The sequence below is a fragment of the Bacillus sp. EKM420B genome, assembly GCF_011065565.1.
Classification (GTDB): Bacteria; Bacillota; Bacilli; order Bacillales; family Bacillaceae; genus Bacillus; species Bacillus velezensis.
In genome coordinates, this window is record NZ_JAAMNX010000005.1 from 47070 (window position 1) to 66189 (window position 19120).

Consider the following 19120-nt stretch of genomic DNA (forward strand, 5'->3'; position numbering starts at 1 on the left):
AAACCTCCTTTAGGCCTCACACATAACGTGTCCGGCAGCCAAGAGAAGTATGCTTGTTTCTTACAATTGTCCGGCGGTGAGTTTGAATTTTTTGAGGCGTTTGTAAAACGTGCTCCGCGGGATTCCGGCCATTTTGGCGGCCTGTGTAACATTCCCCTTCGCTGATTCAAGCGCGTTTACGATGATGTTTTTCTGAATGTGCTCCCGGATGGAGACAGGGGACGCTTCTTCCTGTTCATAAGACTCGGCCGCCTCTTTAAGACCTGACGCTTCAAGCAGGGCTGCAATGGGGCGCCCTGACAGCCGTCCGTCCGGGAACATGACGGAAAGACGTTCAAATACATTAAACAATTCCCTGATATTCCCCGGCCATTTCCGGCTCTTTAATAGGTCTAAAAAGTCATCAGGAAGCTCCCCCCGCCAGCCGCGATTTCGCTGAAATTCAAGGAAGAGGCCGGGAATGTCTTCGGTGCGTTCTCTTAATGGAGGGAGGTGGATCGGACAGACGTGAAGCCGGTAAAATAAATCTTCTCTCAGCTTTTTGCATTCGACAAGCTGTCTCAGATCAGTGTGGGTGGCAGTGATGATTCTGATGTCAACGGGAATCTCTTTTGTCCCGCCGACCGGGGTGACTTTCCGTTCCTGCAGCACCCGTAACAGAGCGACCTGCATGGAGTGTGATATTTCTCCGATTTCATCGAGGAAAAGCGTGCCTTTATCCGCTTTTTGCAAAGCGCCGTTATGTCCTTTCCGTTTGGCCCCGGTGAAGGCGCCTTCCGAGTAGCCGAACAGTTCGCTTTCAATCAGCTTTTCGGGGACCGCGCCGCAGTTGACAGCGATAAACGGGCCGTTTTTCCTGAAGCTGTTGTTATGAATCGCCCGGGCGGCAACCTCCTTTCCCGTCCCGGTTTCTCCCGTAAGACAAACGGTTGCGTCCGTTCGGGCGACTAGCTCCAGCTGCTGGAGCATATGTCGGGATGACGGGCTTTTGCCTGCCGCACCATGAAATATAAACGACGGCTTTTCTTCTCGTTTGGATAAGTAAATGCATGTGAAGCCGTTCTCCTCCCGCTTCGTCTGCTTGATGTGATAGCCCTGTTCCTCAAGCTCGCGCAGCATATGTCCGGTAAAATGCTGAACGGGACGGCTTGCGGCGATAACCCGGCTCATTTCATTGCAAAGCACGATCGGATCGTGAGACCGGGTAAGCCCGGCGAATTTGCTGATCATGTCAAGTTCTGTCATTTTGATCTTTAGGGCAAGCTCCCGTTCCGCCGTATAAGCGATGGAGGAGGCAATTCCGAGCATAAAAGGCTGAGCGCGGGCGGCGGGGCAGGAAATATCAATGACACCCGCCATCCGCCCGTCTTCATAACGGATGGGCGCGGCGGAACAGCTCCATTGATGAGAAGCGAGCGAATAATGTTCAGAGCCGTGTATCATGACCGGTTCATTTGTATAAAGAGCCGTCCCGATCGCATTCGTGCCGACGGCCGTTTCCGTCCAGCGGGCGCCTTTTAAGAAATTGATGCGGTTCGCTTCATGAATGGTGCGCGGATGGCCGTCAACTGAATGGACAACGCCGTCTGAATCAATCAGGAGAACCATCATTTCCATTTCCCGCATCGCCGTTTTCATTCTTTCTGCGTGCGGCGTTGAGGCCGCTAAAAATAACGCATGCTTTTCGGCCTGCCTTTCTAAATGATCTGCCGGCATTACATTCGGTCCCTTTTCTAGATACGGGTTGACGTCGGCTTTTTTGCAGCGGTGCCATGAAGCGGCCACCCGCTTCTGAATACGGGATTCATCGAGCACGCCTTCTTTCACAAAACGCTTCCAGGTTTTAAAATCATTCCGAATGACATTCATTGTATTTGCTCCCCCCTGTTCAGACCATCTTTTCATATATTGTAGGGGAAAAGTAAAGCGCTTTCAACGAAAAATACCCCTTCTCATCTGAGAAAGGGTATTCCGGTTATACGGAATGCACCGCAAGTCCTGTGACATTCAGCAGGGCTTCCTGAAGCGTTTCTGACAGAGTCGGATGCGCCGCGATAAAGTGCTCCGACATATCCGCCGTCATTTCACCGTTCATCATCATGACCGCCTGACCGATCAATTCCGTCACGTCCGGCCCGATCATTGACACGCCGACGATTTCTCCGAATTCCGGTTCGGCAATGATTTTCATTTTGCCGCCGTGCTGATGCTTAATTAACGCTTTTCCGTTAGCAGAAAATGAGCATTCTCCGATTTTCACATCTCCGTATGTCTCTCTCGCCTGTGTTTCCGTCAGCCCGACAGCTGCCATTTCGGGCGATGTATAAATACAGCGGGGCACCGCCCGCATATTGACTTTGCTGTCCTTTCCCGAGGCATGCGCGGCGGCTGTGATTCCTTCATGAATGGCGGCATGCGCGAGCTGCATTCCTCCGGCCGCATCGCCGCACGCATATATATGAGGCACATTGGTCTGCATATGGTCATTGACTTCAATCCCGCGCGGAGAATACCGGATGCCGGCTTGATCCAAATTCACCCCTTGCAAACGCGGCTTTCTGCCGATTGCAACCAAAATGTGATCAGCCTGAGCCTCAATTTCTTTTCCGTCTTTTGTCCACACGGCGGTTTTCCTTTCTTTGTCAATCCGCTGAAGGGCGGCTTTTGTCTGAATATCAGCCCCGCTGTCTCTTAAAGAGTCTTCGAAAGCGGCGGCGATTTCCCCGTCTTCTGCCGGGAGCAGCCGGTCAGCCGATTCAATCACCGTCACTTTCGTTTTAAACCGGCTGAATAAAGAGGCAAATTCGCAGCCGATCACACCTCCCCCGACAATGAGCAGAGACGAAGGGATTTGCTGTAAAGAAAGCGCATCTTTGCTGTCGATCACCCAATCGCCGTCAAATGGGGCAAACGGCAGCTCCGCCGGTTCAGATCCGGATGCAATCAATATCCGATCCGCTTCCAGAATGTCTTTTGCGCCTCCTTCTCCTTCAACAAGCAATGTCTGCTCTGTGAGAAATGAAGCTGTCCCGCTGATGACTTTAATCTGATTTGCTTTCATTAAGTATTGAATTCCCTGCACGAGCTGGCTGACGATTTGCCGTTTGCGCCCCTGCATGCGGTTCCAATTGAGTGTAATGTTTTGCGGCAGTTCGATGCCGAATGTATTTGCGTGCCTGATTTTATCGAGCACATTCGCACTTTCCAAAAGCGACTTTGTCGGGATGCACCCCTCATTGAGACAAGTGCCTCCGAGCGGCCCTTTGTCGATCAGAACGACTTCTGCTCCCCTCCGCGCGGCAGTCACGGCAGCTGCATATCCGGCCGGCCCGCCGCCGATAATGGCTAGTTTCATTTTTTCACCTCTCTCTATAAAATCAAACCGGCAGGCTCTTCAAGCAGCGCTTTGACCGTTTTCAGGAAGTCCGCAGCCGGGGCGCCGTCACATACTCTGTGATCAAAGGTAAGGCTCAGCGGCAGCATGGTGCTTTTGACAAGCTCATCTCCTTTAAACGCCGGCGTTTCATAGCTTGCGCCCACTCCGAGAATACCGGCTTCAGGCGGATTAAGAATCGGGGTGAAATGCTCAATTCCGTAACCCCCGAGATTTGTAATAGAAAATGTCGATCCGTGCAGGTCATCTCCGGAAGCATTGCCTTCCCGCGCCCGGCGTGCCGATGTGCTGATGTGATCCGCAAGCTCAAGGAATGAAAGCTTTTCCGCATCCCGGATCACCGGCACGACGAGACCGTTTTCAAGAGAAACCGCCATCCCGAGGTGGACATATGGATAGGTGATGATCCGCTCCTCTTGATAAGAGCTGTTCAGCTCAGGATGCTGTTTCAGCGCAAGCACCGCGGCCCGGGATACGAAATGTGTGACCGTCAGTTTAACACCGCTCCGCTTTTTCGCGCTGTCGGCGAGCTGCTGCTGCCATTTTACAAGCTCCGTAATGTCCGCTTTCATCGTCAGCGTCAGCTGGGCGCTGTTTTGCAGGCTTTTGTGCATTCGGTCTGCAATCACTTTTCTCATCGCTGAAGCCGGTTTTCCCTCCGGCTGTGCCGTCTGAACCGAAGACTGCGGTTCAGCTTCCGTCTTCATCGCCTTGATGACGTCAGCTTTTACAATTCGGCCTCCGGGACCCGTCCCGTTCAGCGTATCAACTTTCAACCCGGCTTTCTCCGCCATTTTTCGGGCAACGGGAGATATTTTCACGCGGTGTTTACGCTTTTGCCCGGCTTTGGGAGCGGGTATATGTTCAGGTTCAGCTTGCGGTTTCCCTGCATTTTCAGGAGCCGGCGCCTCCTTCTCCCGCACTTCTTCGCCGTTTTCCCCGATATAACAGATGGGCGTTCCCGGGGGGACTCCTTCTCCCTCTTTGACTTTAATGTGAAGAAGCGTGCCGCTTTCAGGCGCTTCTATTTCCATTTCTATTTTTTCCGAGTTGATGCTGGCGATGCTTTCTCCCTTTTCAACCGGGTCGCCGACTTTTTTATTCCAGACGGATACTTCACCTTTCTTCATCGCCATTCCAAGCTTCGGCATTACTACTTTTACAGCCATTCTATATCCCTCCTTTAATTCATTGCCGGCTCGCCAAGCAATTCAAGCGTGACGCTGACAATTTGGTCTGGTGTCGGCAAATATTGATCTTCAAGCACCGGCGAAAACGGCACCGGTGTATGCGGCGCTGTAATCCGCTTAATCGGCGCATCAAGCAAATCAAAGCCCTTATCGGCGACAATCGCAGCAATATCCGTGGCGATGCTGCAGCGCGGATTGGCTTCGTCAATGATGATCAGCCGATTTGTTTTTTCTAGCGATGTGAAAATCGCTTCCTCATCTAAAGGAGACAGACTCCGGGGGTCAAGCACCTCGGCGTCGATGCCTTTCTCAGAAAGCTGTGCAGCCGCTTCAAGCGCGGTATTAACCTGCTTGCCGACCGCAAACAGCGTGATGTCGCTGCCTTCGCGTTTGATATCCGCTTTTCCGAGCGGAATTGTATAATAATCTTCCGGCACCTCGCCCTTCATGCTGTAGGACGTTTTGTCTTCAAAAAAGAATACCGGATCATTGTCTTCTATTGCCGCCAGCAGCAAACCTTTGGCGTCATACGGATTGGACGGCACAACCGTCTTCAGACCCGGGATGCTGGTGAACAGGCCATACAGCGCCTGCGAATGCTGAGCCGCTGCCCGGAACCCGGCTCCGTATGTGGTGCGGACGGTGATCGGCACTTGCGCTTTACCGCCGAACATATAGCGGAATTTCGCCCCTTGGTTGATCACTTGGTCAAAGCATGTTCCGATAAAATCGTTAAACATCAGCTCGGCAATCGGTCTCAGCCCCGTGGATGCCGCAGCCATGGCCGCACCCATATAGCCCGCCTCAGAAATCGGTGTATCCAGTACTCGGCTGCGCCCGAATTCCTGTACGAGACCCTTTGTGACCCCGAGTACACCGCCCCATGCCTCATCATCTTGTAAATGATCGACCGCCGCTCCCCCGGCGACATCCTCACCGATTAAAAGCACATTTTCATCTCTTCTCATCGCAAGCTTCATTGCTTCATTGATCGCGTCCGACATGCTTATGACTCTCGCCATCTCACATTCCCCCTTTTTCATATGACACGTAGACGTCTGTCAACAGCTCTGACTCTTTCGGATACGGACTCTTTTCGCTGAACGAGACGGCTTTTTCAATCGATTCGCTGACTCGCTGTTCGATGTCTGACAATTTATTTGCATCTGTTTCTTTTAGAAGATAGTTTTTAAAGCCTTGGATGGCATCCTTTCCTTCAAGATGCTCAGTCTTTTCATCCTTTGTTTTATAAGTTTGGGCATCGCCTTCGAAATGGCCGTAGTTTCGGTAAGTCATACATTCAATCAAAGACGGGCCTCCGCCGTTTCTTGCTCTTTCTATCGCTTCCCCGGCCGCCTGATAAACTGCTAAAATATCTTTTCCGTCCACCGTGACCCCAGGCATGTTGTAGGCAGCCGCCCGATCGGCGATTGAATCACAGGCTGACGCGTACTCAAATGTCGTGGCTTCGCCGTAGCCGTTGTTTTCGGCGATGAACACGACAGGAAGGTTCCATACTGCCGCTAAGTTCAGCCCTTCATGGAAGGTGCCTTGGTTATTGGCTCCGTCCCCGAAAAAGCAAACGCTTACATTTTTAGTTTGTTTATATTTAGCCGTGAGCGCTGATCCGCATGCGAGCGTGAATCCGCCCCCGACGATTCCATTTGCGCCTAACATGCCTTTATCAAGATCCGCAATGTGCATAGAACCGCCTTTGCCTTTACACAGTCCGGTCGCTTTTCCGAATATTTCCGCCATCATGCCGTCCAGATCACAGCCTTTGGCGATACAATGGCCATGTCCCCTGTGTGTGCTTGTAATGCTGTCGCCATCATCTAAATGAGCGCACACCCCCGCAGCTACCGCTTCTTCACCGGCATACAAATGGACGAATCCGGGAAGCACTCCTTGCGCGAAAAGTTCATGCACTTTGTCTTCAAAGCCCCTGATTTCCAGCATCTTTTGGTACATCCACAGCGCTTTTTCCTCAGTTAATGACAAGCCTTCTCGTTTTAACAATTCCATTTTGTGCGCCTCCTTCTATTTAGGGTTCACACTTATAAATGCAAGAAGCATGCCAGCCTTTGAAGCCCGTAAAATGAATGTTTTTATTTTTACAATGGAGACAGTTTGAGACAGGTGTCTCATTTTGTCTCGATCTGTTCCCTTTGTCTCGTTTTATGGCATACAAAAAAGACCGGGCATCACCCTGTCTTTGACAATGATCGACGTATTTATTTCCTCGGAAATCTTTTATTGCTTCATTCTTCCGCATACAGTCTATCACGGCGTTTGAGTGGTTGCACTCTTTTTTTCATATCCACGCGCTGCAGTTCATCCTTTTCTTCAACAGCCCGATTCAGTGCTTGAAGCATGTAACCAATGCCTTTATACGATGACAGAGGCCAGGTGATATGCTGATGCTCTCCGATGACGGCGTTTAGAACGCTTCGGTATTTTTTCCCGCCAAGCATGACAAGCTCTTCGACGTCGGAAAAGCCTTTTTCATGAAATTGACGGCGCAGCTCCTCCGCTGCCATGATCTCCGGATGACCGGTTCCAAAAGTGACATCGTAATTTCCGGGAACAGTATCATCCGGACGAAGGAATCCGTGCTTCGCCGACAAAATCACCCACTCATCGAAAAATGCTTTCGCATATCGCTCGCACGCCTGATGAAACGGGCTGAGATAAGCGTCTTCCGCCCTTACCGGCCCTGTATCTGAATGGACATCCCAAATTTTTTTCTTGCCGCAGGGGATGATGCACAGTCGTTTCATTTTTCTCTCCCCCTTTATGATGTATGTCCTATCAATGTACCATTATTCGTTTATTTCTGCATGACGAAAACGGCCATGGATCTGTCTGGGTAAAAGCTGCACACAAAAAGACCCGGAATTCAAACCGAACTCCGGGCCGGATGAAGAGTTGTTTATGTCACTCTTGCTCCATCCCATCAAGATACTTTCTCTCAAAGTCATCGAGCAATGCACGCACTTCATCTGTTGACTTTGTATTCATGCATTGATTTCTTAATTCACTTGCTCCCCGGAACCCGCGGAGATATATCTTGAAAAAGCGAGGGAGCGGTTTATATGCTCTAGCTTCTTCTTTTGAATACTCATCATGGAGATCCAGGTGCAATCTCAAAAGATCAAGCAATTCCTTACTGCTATGCTCTCTCGGCTCCTTTTCAAAGGCGAACGGATTAGTAAAAATGCCTCGTCCAATCATAATCCCGTCAACACCGTATTGTTCAGCGAGTTTCAAGCCGGTCTCCCGGTCAGGAATATCCCCATTGATCGTCAAAAGGGTATCTGGCGCAATCTCGTCACGAAGTTTCTTGATTTCCGGGATCAACTCCCAATGCGCATCTACTTTACTCATTTCCGCTCTTGTACGCAGATGAATGGAAAGATTCGCAATGTCTTGTTTCAGTATGTGTGTCAGCCAGCCGCGCCATTCGTCAACATCCGTGTAGCCAAGTCTCGTCTTCACACTTACCGGCAGACCTCCTGCTTTCGCCGCCTGTATTAATTCTGCCGCAACTTCAGGACGGCAAATCAGGCCGCTTCCCTTTCCATTCCCCGCCACATTAGGGACAGGACAGCCCATATTGATATCCAGGCCCTTAAACCCTAATTCCGCCATCCCAATACTCATTTGGCGAAAGTTTTCAGGCTTATCTCCCCATATGTGGGCAACCATCGGCTGTTCATCCTCCGTGAAAGTCAAACGGCCGCGCACACTATCCTTCCCATCCGGGTGACAATAGCTTTCTGAGTTTGTAAACTCTGTGAAAAACACATCAGGTCTGCCTGCTTCACTCACAACATGGCGAAAAACGACATCCGTCACATCTTCCATTGGTGCCAGTACAAAAAATGGCCGCGGTAATTCACGCCAGAAATTATCTGTCATAACAAATCCAAATCCTTTCATGATGGGATACAGCCAAACCTTTATCCCAAAATTAAAAACTGACCATGCTTCTTTTACACTTATAGCATGTGTCAGCACTTCTTATCAAACGATAGTAAATTTTGAACATTTCACTTTTTACACCTTAAAAAGTGAAAAAGCAAACTGGAGTAGAACACATTAATTGAGTTAACGTAATAGACTATCGCTATAGTTAACCCCATATCGTTCATTTCTGATCAACTCAGTCAACTCCTTAACCTTTAAAAGGGTCTGAGAGAGAAAAAGTGTGATGATTATCTACACCTAATTTTTATTTATATTGTGGTTTATTAAGATTAGCGCTGACCTTCATCTTTCTTAGCGGCCTTACTTTTGCTCTTTTTGGATAAAAAGGAGTCCAACCTAAATAGAATATCATATGAGTTCTCCCTATTACCATAAAACAAATTTCAAGAAATAAGTTGATTAAGCAAATGGGGCTGGGGGGGTATATCTGAGTACTGAAGAGAATGTAAAAAGAAAAAGCCTTAACTTGCCGATTGTGAATCACATGAAGTAAAGAGGATGGGAAGAGAAAATAAACTTGAACTTAACAGAATTCAAGAACTTCAATCTGGATCTTTTCGGATTTGCTCATGGTTTAGAAATAACCAACGCAGCAAGTGGCTTGGCTCTATACAGTATATGTACTAAGGGTCGATCGGCTTTCAAAGCCCATATGTTAATATCTTTATACAATCACCTATATATATTTGTATAAGGTTACGCTTCGGTAATTCTGATTCAAAACCAATAAAATAGACTGCTGACTAAGTGCCGCAGTCCTCACTCATAAGATTAATAAGAAAGTGTTCATTTTCTTTCATCATTAAATAAGGCGTCAGAAGTTATTGCTTTCATTCGAATATTCTTTGTTATACCTGTAATGATTTGTATAACAGTGAAAACCCCCAAGAAAACAGTGACAATATTAAACCATGGATTATCATAGAATGAAAGATATGTTTGAAAGAAATCCAGTTCAGCTATGTTTGCTGGGAATCCATTCATTTCTCTATAATTCGGACCCCATCCCGTTAATTCTACAAAACTAAAATAAAGCTGTGATATTAAAAATGCCAACAACGTGTGAAACCAACTTTTTTTATATAACGGTCGTTTTTTGTTTACTTTATCCATTTAATCAGTTTCCTTCTCTGCACTTTTTTAGTAATTGTCCATCTAAAATCATTATATGATGAAGCAGCAGATGTGCCAACTTCTTTTCTCACCACTTTCATAAGTCTGTATATGAACTGTTTTAATTCCAACCTTCAATGATTATCAGCGAACGATAGGTGTTAGAGTATTAACTGTTTAATAACAATTCTTTTTTAAGAAACGATCAATTTTTATTATTGGCTGCCAATATAACGGATTTGAGAACTGGATAGAGTTATGCCGGCACTTTCGGAGTAGTAAAATCTCTTCCCGCTTACTATGTACTTTTCCTAAAATAGACCCTTCAACCCGCATTCCACTGTTCGAGTTGAAATAGACTTTTCCTGCCGCACCCTCTTCCCATACTTTTCTGCTCGAAATTAGCTGTTTTCATTCGCTTATCTCACGTTTTTTCAACTCTTTTCGTCAGTTAAAATAATAATCTGCACATGAAAAAAATCCGGAAATCGGCAATGTTCATTCTGCCGAAATCCAGATCTGGTGAGAAATTGTTTATTTTTAGTTAGACGATTTCAACACAAGCTTCGCCAACTTTTGCTGTCGGTTACTACTATATTAGACTCCGTTTTTAGTGATCCCGCAAACTATAGAGGGTTATATGTGCTCTTTATAAAATCTTTATATGCTTATGATAACATGTTTTAAGTAATACTTGAAAAGACTTCCAATCTAATTATTCCAGTATCACTATCAATACAACTTCCTTTTAATTGTATTTCTGATCTTGCAACATCACTGTTCATTTTCTAACAAGTATACATGATATAAATCATCAATCTTCACTTACCTATATATCATTACCGCTTTTCCTAAACGAGTATTTCTATTATAAGTTCTATCTATAAATTTGTCTCCATTCTCTATTGAGTATGTATTATCAACTGGAACAATAAATTTATTCGGATCAAATTTTTCTATAGACTTATTTAGATCTTCTGATGTGCCGATACAATTACCTATAATTGATAAATTATTAATTGTTAGAGTAAGCATACTTTGGTGTATTCGTTCTGAATCAGTCTTCTTGTCACTAGCTTCAACAAAATGCGGATGTTGATTTTTATATCCACATGTAATATAACGTCCGCCTTGTTCTAATAGATCAATTGCTTTAATAAGATGTAAATCAAAATAAGGATCAAAGATCACATCAAATTTACCCAAATCAGAATATTTAGACCAGTCAGCCGCTCCTCTTTCTATTTTAAATAATCTTGTAGGAGAAATGAGTCTTTTCTCATCTTCTGTCCAGTCTGATGTCGTGAGCGCTGTTGCCTCAATACCCTTTGAGATTAAACCATTTAAAATAAACATTGAAGTATTAGACCGTGAACTTAGAACAAGTGCTTTCTCACCTTTTTGAACACCTGTCTTCCTTATCATACTTGTGGAGGTCTGTCCTCCTATAGAATAGGAAGCTGCAATATCATCATCCATAAAATCGGGGATACTTACCAGCTTAGATTTGTGTAATCTTAACCATCCTTTCGATGCTTCGTTAGTTACAACGCCTGGTGCAACACCAGGGAATGGCGGTTCAGGATAAGCACAATCAGGGATAACTCTGTCTCCTATATCAAAGTGATCTACATCAGTACCTTTTTTTATGATTCTGCCGACAAAATCTGAACCAAAGAAAGCAAAAGGAAGTGAATCTATTCCTGTACTTCCAGCCATCTTCAAAGCTGATTTTAATATTAATGCTTTGTCTCTATAATTACATGAAAACGCATCTACTTTAACTAGTACAAAGTTTCGGTTATCTTCATGGTTTGGATCAAAATGTGGCTCGTCAACCTCCACTATTCCGAAATGTAAATCAGTACCCGTCAGATTTACTGGTGACAATAATTGGATATCAGAATCTGAAACTAAATTAGTATTAATTAATGATAAAGTTTTCATTTTTGTCCCGCCCGGCATTAGATTATTTTGTAATGTTCTATATTCTCATAATAAACTTCTCTCTATTAAATCTTTTGGAAATAATAAAAAATACGACGATGTCAATTATTATTAACACTAATGACAATAATAATGAAATTTTAATACCAAATAGCATGGCACCTGCTGCTTGAGATATAATAAGACCCATAATAGGTAATGCCATAACTACGGAAACAGATTGTGCCGATTTACTTGTCTTTACACGTTGAGAAACTGTAATGATTAATGAAATAGCTAAAAAGACTATTAATGGATCTAAGATGAGCCCAATAATTAACCAGTTTATATCAGGAAATATCATTTCACCAAAGACATAAAAACCAAACGTATCTAAAATAACTCCATATACAATCATTGATAACCATGTAATAATCATGGAAGGTATAGCAGAGGCAAGAATCTTTCCAAGCATTAGTTCTTTATTAGTTAAAGGTGTATATAATAAACCTTCAACAGTTTTGTTTTCTTTTTCGCCAACAAAACTTGAACTAGCTATGACTGTCGAAATGATAACTGGAATCAAGAGAAATAAAGGTTTGAAAAAATACATTAATACCGCATATGCAGCTGATTTTTCCTGATTTATCCCTTGCTGAAGCACCATTTCTTTTGGCAACCTTTCAAGAAATACGCTTATTCCGCCTATAGAAGTGGTAGGTATACTACTTGTGCCGCCCAAAAGGACAACTAATGGTAATATTACACTGAATATAAATGGAACAACCAAAAGGGAAGCTATTGCTGCCTTATCATTCTTGATTTCTAATAAGTCCTTATTGATTAAATTGGTTACGTTACGATTTCTAATCATGACTGCAATTCACCTATCTTATTAAAATATAATTCCTTAATTGTATGCTGCACTTCTGCAACTGAATATACTTTAATATCTTCTAAAATCAATTGCCTGATTAATAAAGCGATATCATCTGCTCGATTCAAACGTACACGGACATATGTTTGGCCATTATTATGTCTCTGCTCTGCTTTACCAAATGTCTTGCTTGTGCTGATTGTTTTCTCGATGGGCGAAGATTTAATATCAAATTCGAAATAAGGCCATTCTTCCTTTAACACGTCTTCTACAGATCCTGATGTTTTAAAACACCCGTCTTGAATAATACCAATATCATCTGCTAATTCTTCTAACCCTTGTAATTGATGAGTACATATTATAATTGATGTACCATCATTTTTAACCATCTCTCGAAGATGTTCTGTTAGATTTTCAGACGTCACTGGATCAAGTCCTGAAGTGGGTTCATCCAGTATTAATAGTTCAGGTTTATGCAGCATAGCTCGAGCCAAAGCTGCCTTCTGTTTCATCCCTTTACTAAAAGTACCTAACTTAGATCTGGAACGATCCGTTAACTCAAAAACCTTAAGTAATTCTTTAATCCTTCTCTTTCTATCATTTGCGCTCATGCCATAAAACTTTCCCCAAATATTTAAGTTTTCAACAAGAGTAAGGTTTTCATATAAATTACCATCACTTTGAACACCAATCCTATTTCTCAATGCTGCACTATTCTTCTGGGTAAGGGGTTCATTAAACAACTTAATTGTTCCGTTCGTGGGAGATAACAGGCCGGTAAGTAAACGTACTGTAGTAGTTTTACCAGCACCATTAGGACCTAGAATTGCAAAAGTATGTCCCGTTTCTACATTAAAAGATAAGTCTTTAATAATTTCACGATCATTCATCTTTTTACTTAAGTTAATCACTTCTGCTATCATTAAATTTGCACTCCTATCGATCTTCTCAAGTAAGCAATTATTTTGTTTTCATTATTTATCTATTCTTATATCTAAGTGGTCTTATATAGATGAATACTAGACAAATTATAAGTGTTAAAATACTAATGATCATTGAATAACCAAACGCATCGAACTCAATTCCATTTTTTAAAACATCCGTTGGTGAGAGAAAAGTAGTCGGGGACCAATTGTTAAATTGATGAACATCCTTCAAAAAACTGGATATGAAAACAATCATTGTTACTATTAATGCTGATACAAATGGTGAATTAAGCCATATTGAAATTGTGGCACTAACAATTATGAAGAGCAAAAACCCAAATATTTGAAGTGCAAATGCAGCAATAAGGTTTCCAAAATCCAAATCATCAAAGAAGACCCAGGTTTCATATGAAGCAAAAATACTCCCAACTACCGTACCAATAAAAGTAATTGCTACACTTACTAGTACTTTAGGCCAAAACACTATCCAGGCATTTTCACCACGGCTTTTATAAAAATGCTGTAAAGATTTATCTTTACCGAACGCACACATATCGGCAACCAGATAAGCACAAATTAACATAACCAGTTGGGAGGAATTTTTAAAATAAGAAGCAATTAATTCATGCCAATGCGGGTCTGGCAATATCAATTTAGCATCATTAGATCCACTTAAATTACCAATAATATCGCCTGCATAGTATGTAAACAATGGAGAGGTTAGAGCTGAGAATATAAATACACCTATTAATACCAACATTCTTTTACTTCTTAGCCAATGTAGAAATTCAATCCTAAAAATTAAAATCACTCCTAAGATATTTTAAATGACCGTACCAAATTTGAAAAAGCATCATCCAAACTCATTTTTTTATTGCTGCATGATTGTATGTATTGTGATATGTTAGCTGATATAGACAGTACAGACGAGAAATACTCTTTCGGGAACTTTATAACTCTTGGATTCTGTGACTCTGTAAACACATCTACTCCATTATCTCTAAAATAACTTAGAACATAATCTAATGAAGTGGAATCTTTAATCTCAACCTCTGCATACAAACTGCCTTCACTTAAAAAATCTATTAACTTGCCGCTAAATAATAAATTTCCTTTATTAAGCACTAAGAGTGTATCAGCAATCTTCTCTATATCATTTAATGAATGGCTCGAAATAACTATTGTAAAGCTTTGAGCAATATTAGAGATTAAAGAAAGTATATCTGCTTTTCCAAACGGATCCAAAGCACTTGTTGGTTCATCTAAGAAAATTAATTTAGGTTCTAGTATAATTGCAGAAGCAATACCAAGTCGTTGTTTCATCCCTCTAGAAAATGATCCGACAAATCTGTTTTTAGCGTCTTTTAATCCAACAGAACTTAATATAGTGTCAATATTTTCACTATTCTTTTTAATATTTTTGCGTTTAAGCCTCAATGATTGTTCTAAAACTTCTTCAGCAGTTAGATATGGTTCAAATGAAGGCATATCAGGGCAGTAAGCAATGTCGTTATGATCACAAAAGACATTCCCATTTGAAATTTTCACTTGTCCTAGAATAGTGTTTATTAATGTTGTTTTACCCGCACCATTGGGCCCTATTAAGCCTACTACTCCCGAATTTTCATTTATGGAGCAGGAAATATTATTTAATGCGGTAAAATCGCCAAAAGAAACAGTCAAGTTCTCAATTTTTATAATTTCATCTGTTTTCATTTCCTAAACCTCCGCGCCCCCAAATAAAGTATATGACCCCCCCTAATGGAATTGATATACAACAAATAATCGCCCAAACCCATTTAGAGAATAAATTCGTCTTGTTAATTTTAATTAAATCACTAAAACAAAAATAAAAGTAGATTAGAATCAGCACTATGATAGGTATAATTATTTTTACTTCCATATCCAACTTCCTTTGACAAATAATATCCATTAACCTCAGCAAATGGGGTGCACTTCATAACTCTTAGCCCTTGGGGTAAACACTGTATCAAGAAAAAGGGACGCCTATGATATATAAACCGATTGTTATAACATTTTAACGACATAAGTTGCAGCTACACTTAAGATATATATTTCTCTTTTAGTGTAATATTAATTAAAGTATATTGGTTATACTTTAAACCTACCTATAAGCAATCTTGATAGAAATACTATTTCCACCTTTGGAACCATACGTTTTTGAATATAGCTAGTTGTGTTCTGAAATAACTTCCAAGGCATTTGTATGATAGCTATGCGGCAGGTGTAAAGCCCAAATTGTTAAACAGCCCCTGGCCGGGGCTTTTTCAAGAACAAATAACTTAGAAGTTACTCAAATGTTAATAGAGCCGACACATGCTTTAAAAATCAAACTTCAATAAAGGTCGCAAATATATGATATCTCAAAGGTGAGTTTGTCAACAATCGATTATCAAGAATTGGAATAAAGAATGTTTTTTGACAAGTCTTCCGGATCAATGTGATATGCTTTTAACCTTTGCTTTAAAAGTAATTTAAAATCTACATTTGTGACAAAATGGTCTTGAATTGCATCAGCGATTGCACTGCATCTATTCTCACCGAAACTTTGCTGTACGCCGTTTTTAACAATTGGTTCTTCAGCTGTATATAAATTATAAGCAATCTTTTTGTAAAGCAGGGAACCTGGCATTTCTTTATTTGGATGTTCAACAACTATATCGGTTAATATTTTTTCAACCTTATCAGAATCCTCACTGCTATAAAAAACAATAGCATCATTTCTTGGGTAACTTGATGTGTTTGATAAAATCTTCCCTGAAAAACTTAATTTTTCTTTTACTAATTTTGTTATTGATTTACTCCAAACCGAAATGGCATAATTCGGATGATCAGCAGCTATATAGTGACGTTTAACAGACTGGCCGTGCCGCCCAGACTTAGTATGTACAAACATAAAGAAACCGGGAGTTAAGTTAGGACGAAAACATGGCAAACATACAGTACCCTCAGAATTAAGTTTACTATTTATTCTAACCCCATCCACTTCAACTAAAGAGACATCCTTTATTTTAACATCTTTCGCAGGAACTAACAATGTTGGATCTTTCACACTGTTAGAAATCATATCATCTAAGTTAGAACTGTGATATCTTTCTATGTTATCCATCAATGATAAATTACCAGTATGCAATGTACAATATAACCATTGAACAAGTTGACTTTTGGGTTTCTTAAGTACTTCAGAATACTTTTCGCCCTTAATTATAATAGTATCCAGATCAGGCTTAAGGGAGATTAAATTATATAATTCATTAATCGAATTTGTATCGGTTTTCATCTTATTCACCTCTATCTTTTAAATCAGATCACTTAGTATCAAAAAGATCTTGCATGTATTCCGGATACAGGATAGCCTGTCTGCCAACTCCTAATATTGCTTTATCCATAGCCGATAAACGAAATGAAAATTTCGCTCTGCTCATAATACGCTCTATCACAAACCAGCCTATATTAATTACCAGCCTTTTTTTATCTACTTTGTAGCTAACTGTGTCTTGATAAGCCTTAAAAGCAGAATGCATAACGGATTCACAGTTGTCTAAATAAGTTTTACCCCTTTCGACAAAATCTTTATCGATCTCTTTCGGCTCAGAAGAATCCTGTATACTTGAAGAAAATGTTTTCAATAATGCCTCAAAGAAAATACAACCTATGAGTCCTGCTAAATCTCTTAATATATCACCGTAATGAAATTCTTCAAAATCTATTATCCATACTTTCTCACCATCATACAGAAATTGATCTAACCGTATATCCCCGTGACACATCCCCATCATATTTTCTTTGTCATTGTAATGATTAAATAAAGCATTAAGCAATTCATCATCATGTTGGAGAAGTGAAAAAAGCTCTAATTCTGCTCCTGTGCAGTTCGCATATTCTTCTATCTCTAAAGCTAAAACAGGTCTGTACCAGTTTTGTCTATGAATTTCACTTCCATTCTTTTCATCAGGAAGCAAATGTATTTTCGCCAATATAACGGCTGCTTTATTTACTAACTCATCCATGTTATCAACTGCTTCGGAAAGCAGACCTTGTAATGATTCAGCATTTTCAATCCACTCGTACTGAAGGGTAAAATCATTTGAATCTGAATTTGTTATTCTTAATGAATTAACATCAATCGCCCCTTCTAGCACTCTATCCCATTTTAGTAGGTTATTGTACCTTCTGGAAACATCCTCTTTTTGTCCAAGTAATTTTTTTTTAAAAAAATACTTATTATTATGAATCTCTTTATATGATACATTACGTCCACTTCCTATTAGTTCCATCTCTCACACCCTCATTTCTGATATATTAAGCATTCCAATGTTCGTAAGAAGTTTATTAGCGCATTCAAATATGTATAGTTCTTCAATTATTGTTAAAGGATATGTCCTATTCAGTGAAAAAACTAAAGATAATTCCCCTTCTTCAATATGACGAGTTGACCACAATGCTGATAATACTCCCGGAGCTGAACCACCTTTATATATTATGACAGGTGTTTGCTTTAGTTCATCCCAAGGCACCCAGTCGTTTTTGATAATTTTATTAACTAGTATCACTATCATTTCTAAAGAGATAAAGTAATCAAGACCTTTTACCCAAGCTACATTTTTAAGAGCCCTATCCCTCCATGTGGATTCCGGTGAATGATCGTAGCACCATGCATCTCCAAAGATTTCTTTTGTAGGGTTGATATTAGGATTGGAGAGTGTTATATGATTTTCAGAGGCTATATCTTTTAAAGAGTTCCTAATTCTGTCTTTTCCAATGACTCTCAGTAAAATATCCATTGCACTATTGTCTGAGACAAGCAGCATTAATGATAATAATTCCTTTATGCTGTAATGTCTTCCTACATCTTTTTCTGATAATCCTGCAGTAAGGACACTTAAGTCCTCGGAGAATATTTCTATTTTTGAATCTAAATCTATTACTTTTTCATTTACAGCTTCATAAACTGCATTTGTTATAGCAATCTTCACCAAAGAAGCAATTGCAAAGTTTTTCTGCTCTCCATTTACAAAGGACTCCTTTTCCCCATTATGAGAAAATATTATTTTAAATGAAGCATCTAATTTCAGGAAAGCATCCTTAAGAGATTTAACATTTGAAATATCTGGTGTATGAGGAATAATCAACATTTTATCCAGAAATCCATCGGAATCAGTTTTTAACTTTATTTCACCGCATATCTGTTGATCAGATATTTTTATTACATTATTCTTCTCGTCATAAGTGTATCGTACTGAACCTAATTTCAGGCCTTTAATAATGTCCGACAAAGCTCTTATTTCAGTTTCTTTTTTTATTGGAGATACCAGTTTCGCTGCTTCCTGATACACACAATCCTTTTTATCATTTAACAAATATAGAAATTTCTTATAAATACTATACTCATTCATATGATCACCGCCTCATTTACTAAAATGTATGTAGTGTTTAACCTATGATTCTATTAATGAATTATAGGTTTGATTAACACTCTCTTTATCATATTAACTAAGAAATTAAAAACTAACGGACCAACTCCATGATACAGAGTATGAAACTGAGACAGACAGAGAGAGCGAAGTACCAACATTACCTAGTTGATTTTCCTCGTTAGCACTTTTTTGAACTTCTACTGGAGAAGTATAAGCAGTATAGCCTGAAATTAAATTTTTCATAATGATTATCACCTCATAAATTA

Annotated in this window: 17 protein-coding genes; all 17 read right to left on the reverse strand. The window is 41.0% G+C overall.

Annotated elements, in window-relative coordinates; genetic code table 11:
- Positions 1-60 precede the first annotated feature (60 nt).
- On the reverse strand, positions 61-1869 hold the full coding sequence (locus G9F48_RS15370) for a sigma-54-dependent Fis family transcriptional regulator (protein WP_165409738.1): 1809 nt from the start codon (positions 1867-1869) through the stop codon (positions 61-63).
- Positions 1870-1975: 106 nt separating this feature from the next.
- Positions 1976-3355 carry a dihydrolipoyl dehydrogenase gene (gene lpdA / locus G9F48_RS15375; RefSeq protein WP_165409739.1) on the reverse strand — a complete coding sequence of 460 codons (1380 nt, stop codon included), beginning with the start codon at positions 3353-3355 and terminating at the stop codon, positions 1976-1978.
- Positions 3356-3369: 14 nt separating this feature from the next.
- Complete coding sequence (locus G9F48_RS15380) at positions 3370-4563, reverse strand: dihydrolipoamide acetyltransferase family protein (RefSeq protein WP_071391441.1); 1194 nt, start codon at positions 4561-4563, stop codon at positions 3370-3372.
- Positions 4564-4577: 14 nt separating this feature from the next.
- On the reverse strand, positions 4578-5606 hold the full coding sequence (gene acoB, locus G9F48_RS15385) for an acetoin:2,6-dichlorophenolindophenol oxidoreductase subunit beta (RefSeq protein ID WP_146276348.1): 1029 nt from the start codon (positions 5604-5606) through the stop codon (positions 4578-4580).
- Position 5607: 1 nt separating this feature from the next.
- Entirely contained in the window at positions 5608-6609 is a 1002-nt protein-coding gene (gene acoA, locus G9F48_RS15390) for an acetoin:2,6-dichlorophenolindophenol oxidoreductase subunit alpha (RefSeq protein WP_165409740.1), read from the reverse strand.
- 236 nt (positions 6610-6845) lie between these two features.
- Positions 6846-7364, reverse strand: a complete 519-nt coding sequence (locus tag G9F48_RS15395; RefSeq protein WP_165409741.1) for a DUF6884 domain-containing protein — start codon at positions 7362-7364, stop codon at positions 6846-6848.
- A gap of 157 nt (positions 7365-7521) precedes the next feature.
- A complete protein-coding gene (locus G9F48_RS15400) occupies positions 7522-8505 on the reverse strand; it encodes a tRNA dihydrouridine synthase (protein ID WP_057080401.1) in 984 nt (327 codons plus the stop codon).
- A gap of 855 nt (positions 8506-9360) precedes the next feature.
- Positions 9361-9687, reverse strand: coding sequence for a YfzA family protein (locus tag G9F48_RS15405; protein ID WP_165409742.1), 327 nt, complete (start codon positions 9685-9687; stop codon positions 9361-9363).
- 825 nt (positions 9688-10512) lie between these two features.
- Complete coding sequence (locus G9F48_RS15410) at positions 10513-11634, reverse strand: quinone oxidoreductase family protein (RefSeq protein ID WP_165409743.1); 1122 nt, start codon at positions 11632-11634, stop codon at positions 10513-10515.
- Between the two features lie 37 nt (positions 11635-11671).
- Positions 11672-12487, reverse strand: a complete 816-nt coding sequence (locus tag G9F48_RS15415; RefSeq protein ID WP_165409744.1) for an ABC transporter permease subunit — start codon at positions 12485-12487, stop codon at positions 11672-11674.
- On the reverse strand, positions 12484-13413 hold the full coding sequence (locus G9F48_RS15420; RefSeq protein ID WP_102421914.1) for an ABC transporter ATP-binding protein: 930 nt from the start codon (positions 13411-13413) through the stop codon (positions 12484-12486). Before G9F48_RS15420 ends, G9F48_RS15415 begins: the two co-directional genes overlap by 4 nt.
- A gap of 55 nt (positions 13414-13468) precedes the next feature.
- Entirely contained in the window at positions 13469-14176 is a 708-nt protein-coding gene (locus tag G9F48_RS15425; protein WP_165409745.1) for a hypothetical protein, read from the reverse strand.
- A gap of 53 nt (positions 14177-14229) precedes the next feature.
- Positions 14230-15132, reverse strand: a complete 903-nt coding sequence (locus G9F48_RS15430) for an ABC transporter ATP-binding protein (protein ID WP_014304633.1) — start codon at positions 15130-15132, stop codon at positions 14230-14232.
- 697 nt (positions 15133-15829) lie between these two features.
- Entirely contained in the window at positions 15830-16717 is an 888-nt protein-coding gene (locus G9F48_RS15435; protein WP_165409746.1) for a T3SS effector HopA1 family protein, read from the reverse strand.
- 28 nt (positions 16718-16745) lie between these two features.
- Positions 16746-17714 (reverse strand): phosphotransferase, encoded by a 969-nt coding sequence (locus tag G9F48_RS15440; RefSeq protein WP_165409747.1) that lies wholly within the window; start codon positions 17712-17714, stop codon positions 16746-16748.
- A 3-nt stretch (positions 17715-17717) separates the two neighbouring features.
- Positions 17718-18833 (reverse strand): serine hydrolase, encoded by a 1116-nt coding sequence (locus G9F48_RS15445; RefSeq protein ID WP_165409748.1) that lies wholly within the window; start codon positions 18831-18833, stop codon positions 17718-17720.
- A gap of 105 nt (positions 18834-18938) precedes the next feature.
- A complete protein-coding gene (locus G9F48_RS20090) occupies positions 18939-19097 on the reverse strand; it encodes an LxmA leader domain family RiPP (protein ID WP_198408421.1) in 159 nt (52 codons plus the stop codon).
- Positions 19098-19120 lie beyond the last annotated feature (23 nt).

Bases quoted from the DNA above. Each gene is read 5' to 3' on its own strand.
- G9F48_RS15370 (WP_165409738.1), bottom strand. From the start codon at position 1,869: ATGAATGTCATTCGGAATGATTTTAAAACCTGGAAGCGTTTTGTGAAA.
- lpdA (WP_165409739.1), bottom strand. From the start codon at position 3,355: ATGAAACTAGCCATTATCGGCGGCGGGCCGGCCGGATATGCAGCTGCC.
- G9F48_RS15380 (WP_071391441.1), bottom strand. From the start codon at position 4,563: ATGGCTGTAAAAGTAGTAATGCCGAAGCTTGGAATGGCGATGAAGAAA.
- acoB (WP_146276348.1), bottom strand. From the start codon at position 5,606: ATGGCGAGAGTCATAAGCATGTCGGACGCGATCAATGAAGCAATGAAG.
- acoA (WP_165409740.1), bottom strand. From the start codon at position 6,609: ATGGAATTGTTAAAACGAGAAGGCTTGTCATTAACTGAGGAAAAAGCG.
- G9F48_RS15395 (WP_165409741.1), bottom strand. From the start codon at position 7,364: ATGAAACGACTGTGCATCATCCCCTGCGGCAAGAAAAAAATTTGGGAT.
- G9F48_RS15400 (WP_057080401.1), bottom strand. From the start codon at position 8,505: ATGACAGATAATTTCTGGCGTGAATTACCGCGGCCATTTTTTGTACTG.
- G9F48_RS15405 (WP_165409742.1), bottom strand. From the start codon at position 9,687: ATGGATAAAGTAAACAAAAAACGACCGTTATATAAAAAAAGTTGGTTT.
- G9F48_RS15410 (WP_165409743.1), bottom strand. From the start codon at position 11,634: ATGAAAACTTTATCATTAATTAATACTAATTTAGTTTCAGATTCTGAT.
- G9F48_RS15415 (WP_165409744.1), bottom strand. From the start codon at position 12,487: ATGATTAGAAATCGTAACGTAACCAATTTAATCAATAAGGACTTATTA.
- G9F48_RS15420 (WP_102421914.1), bottom strand. From the start codon at position 13,413: ATGATAGCAGAAGTGATTAACTTAAGTAAAAAGATGAATGATCGTGAA.
- G9F48_RS15425 (WP_165409745.1), bottom strand. From the start codon at position 14,176: ATGTTGGTATTAATAGGTGTATTTATATTCTCAGCTCTAACCTCTCCA.
- G9F48_RS15430 (WP_014304633.1), bottom strand. From the start codon at position 15,132: ATGAAAACAGATGAAATTATAAAAATTGAGAACTTGACTGTTTCTTTT.
- G9F48_RS15435 (WP_165409746.1), bottom strand. From the start codon at position 16,717: ATGAAAACCGATACAAATTCGATTAATGAATTATATAATTTAATCTCC.
- G9F48_RS15440 (WP_165409747.1), bottom strand. From the start codon at position 17,714: ATGGAACTAATAGGAAGTGGACGTAATGTATCATATAAAGAGATTCAT.
- G9F48_RS15445 (WP_165409748.1), bottom strand. From the start codon at position 18,833: ATGAATGAGTATAGTATTTATAAGAAATTTCTATATTTGTTAAATGAT.
- G9F48_RS20090 (WP_198408421.1), bottom strand. From the start codon at position 19,097: ATGAAAAATTTAATTTCAGGCTATACTGCTTATACTTCTCCAGTAGAA.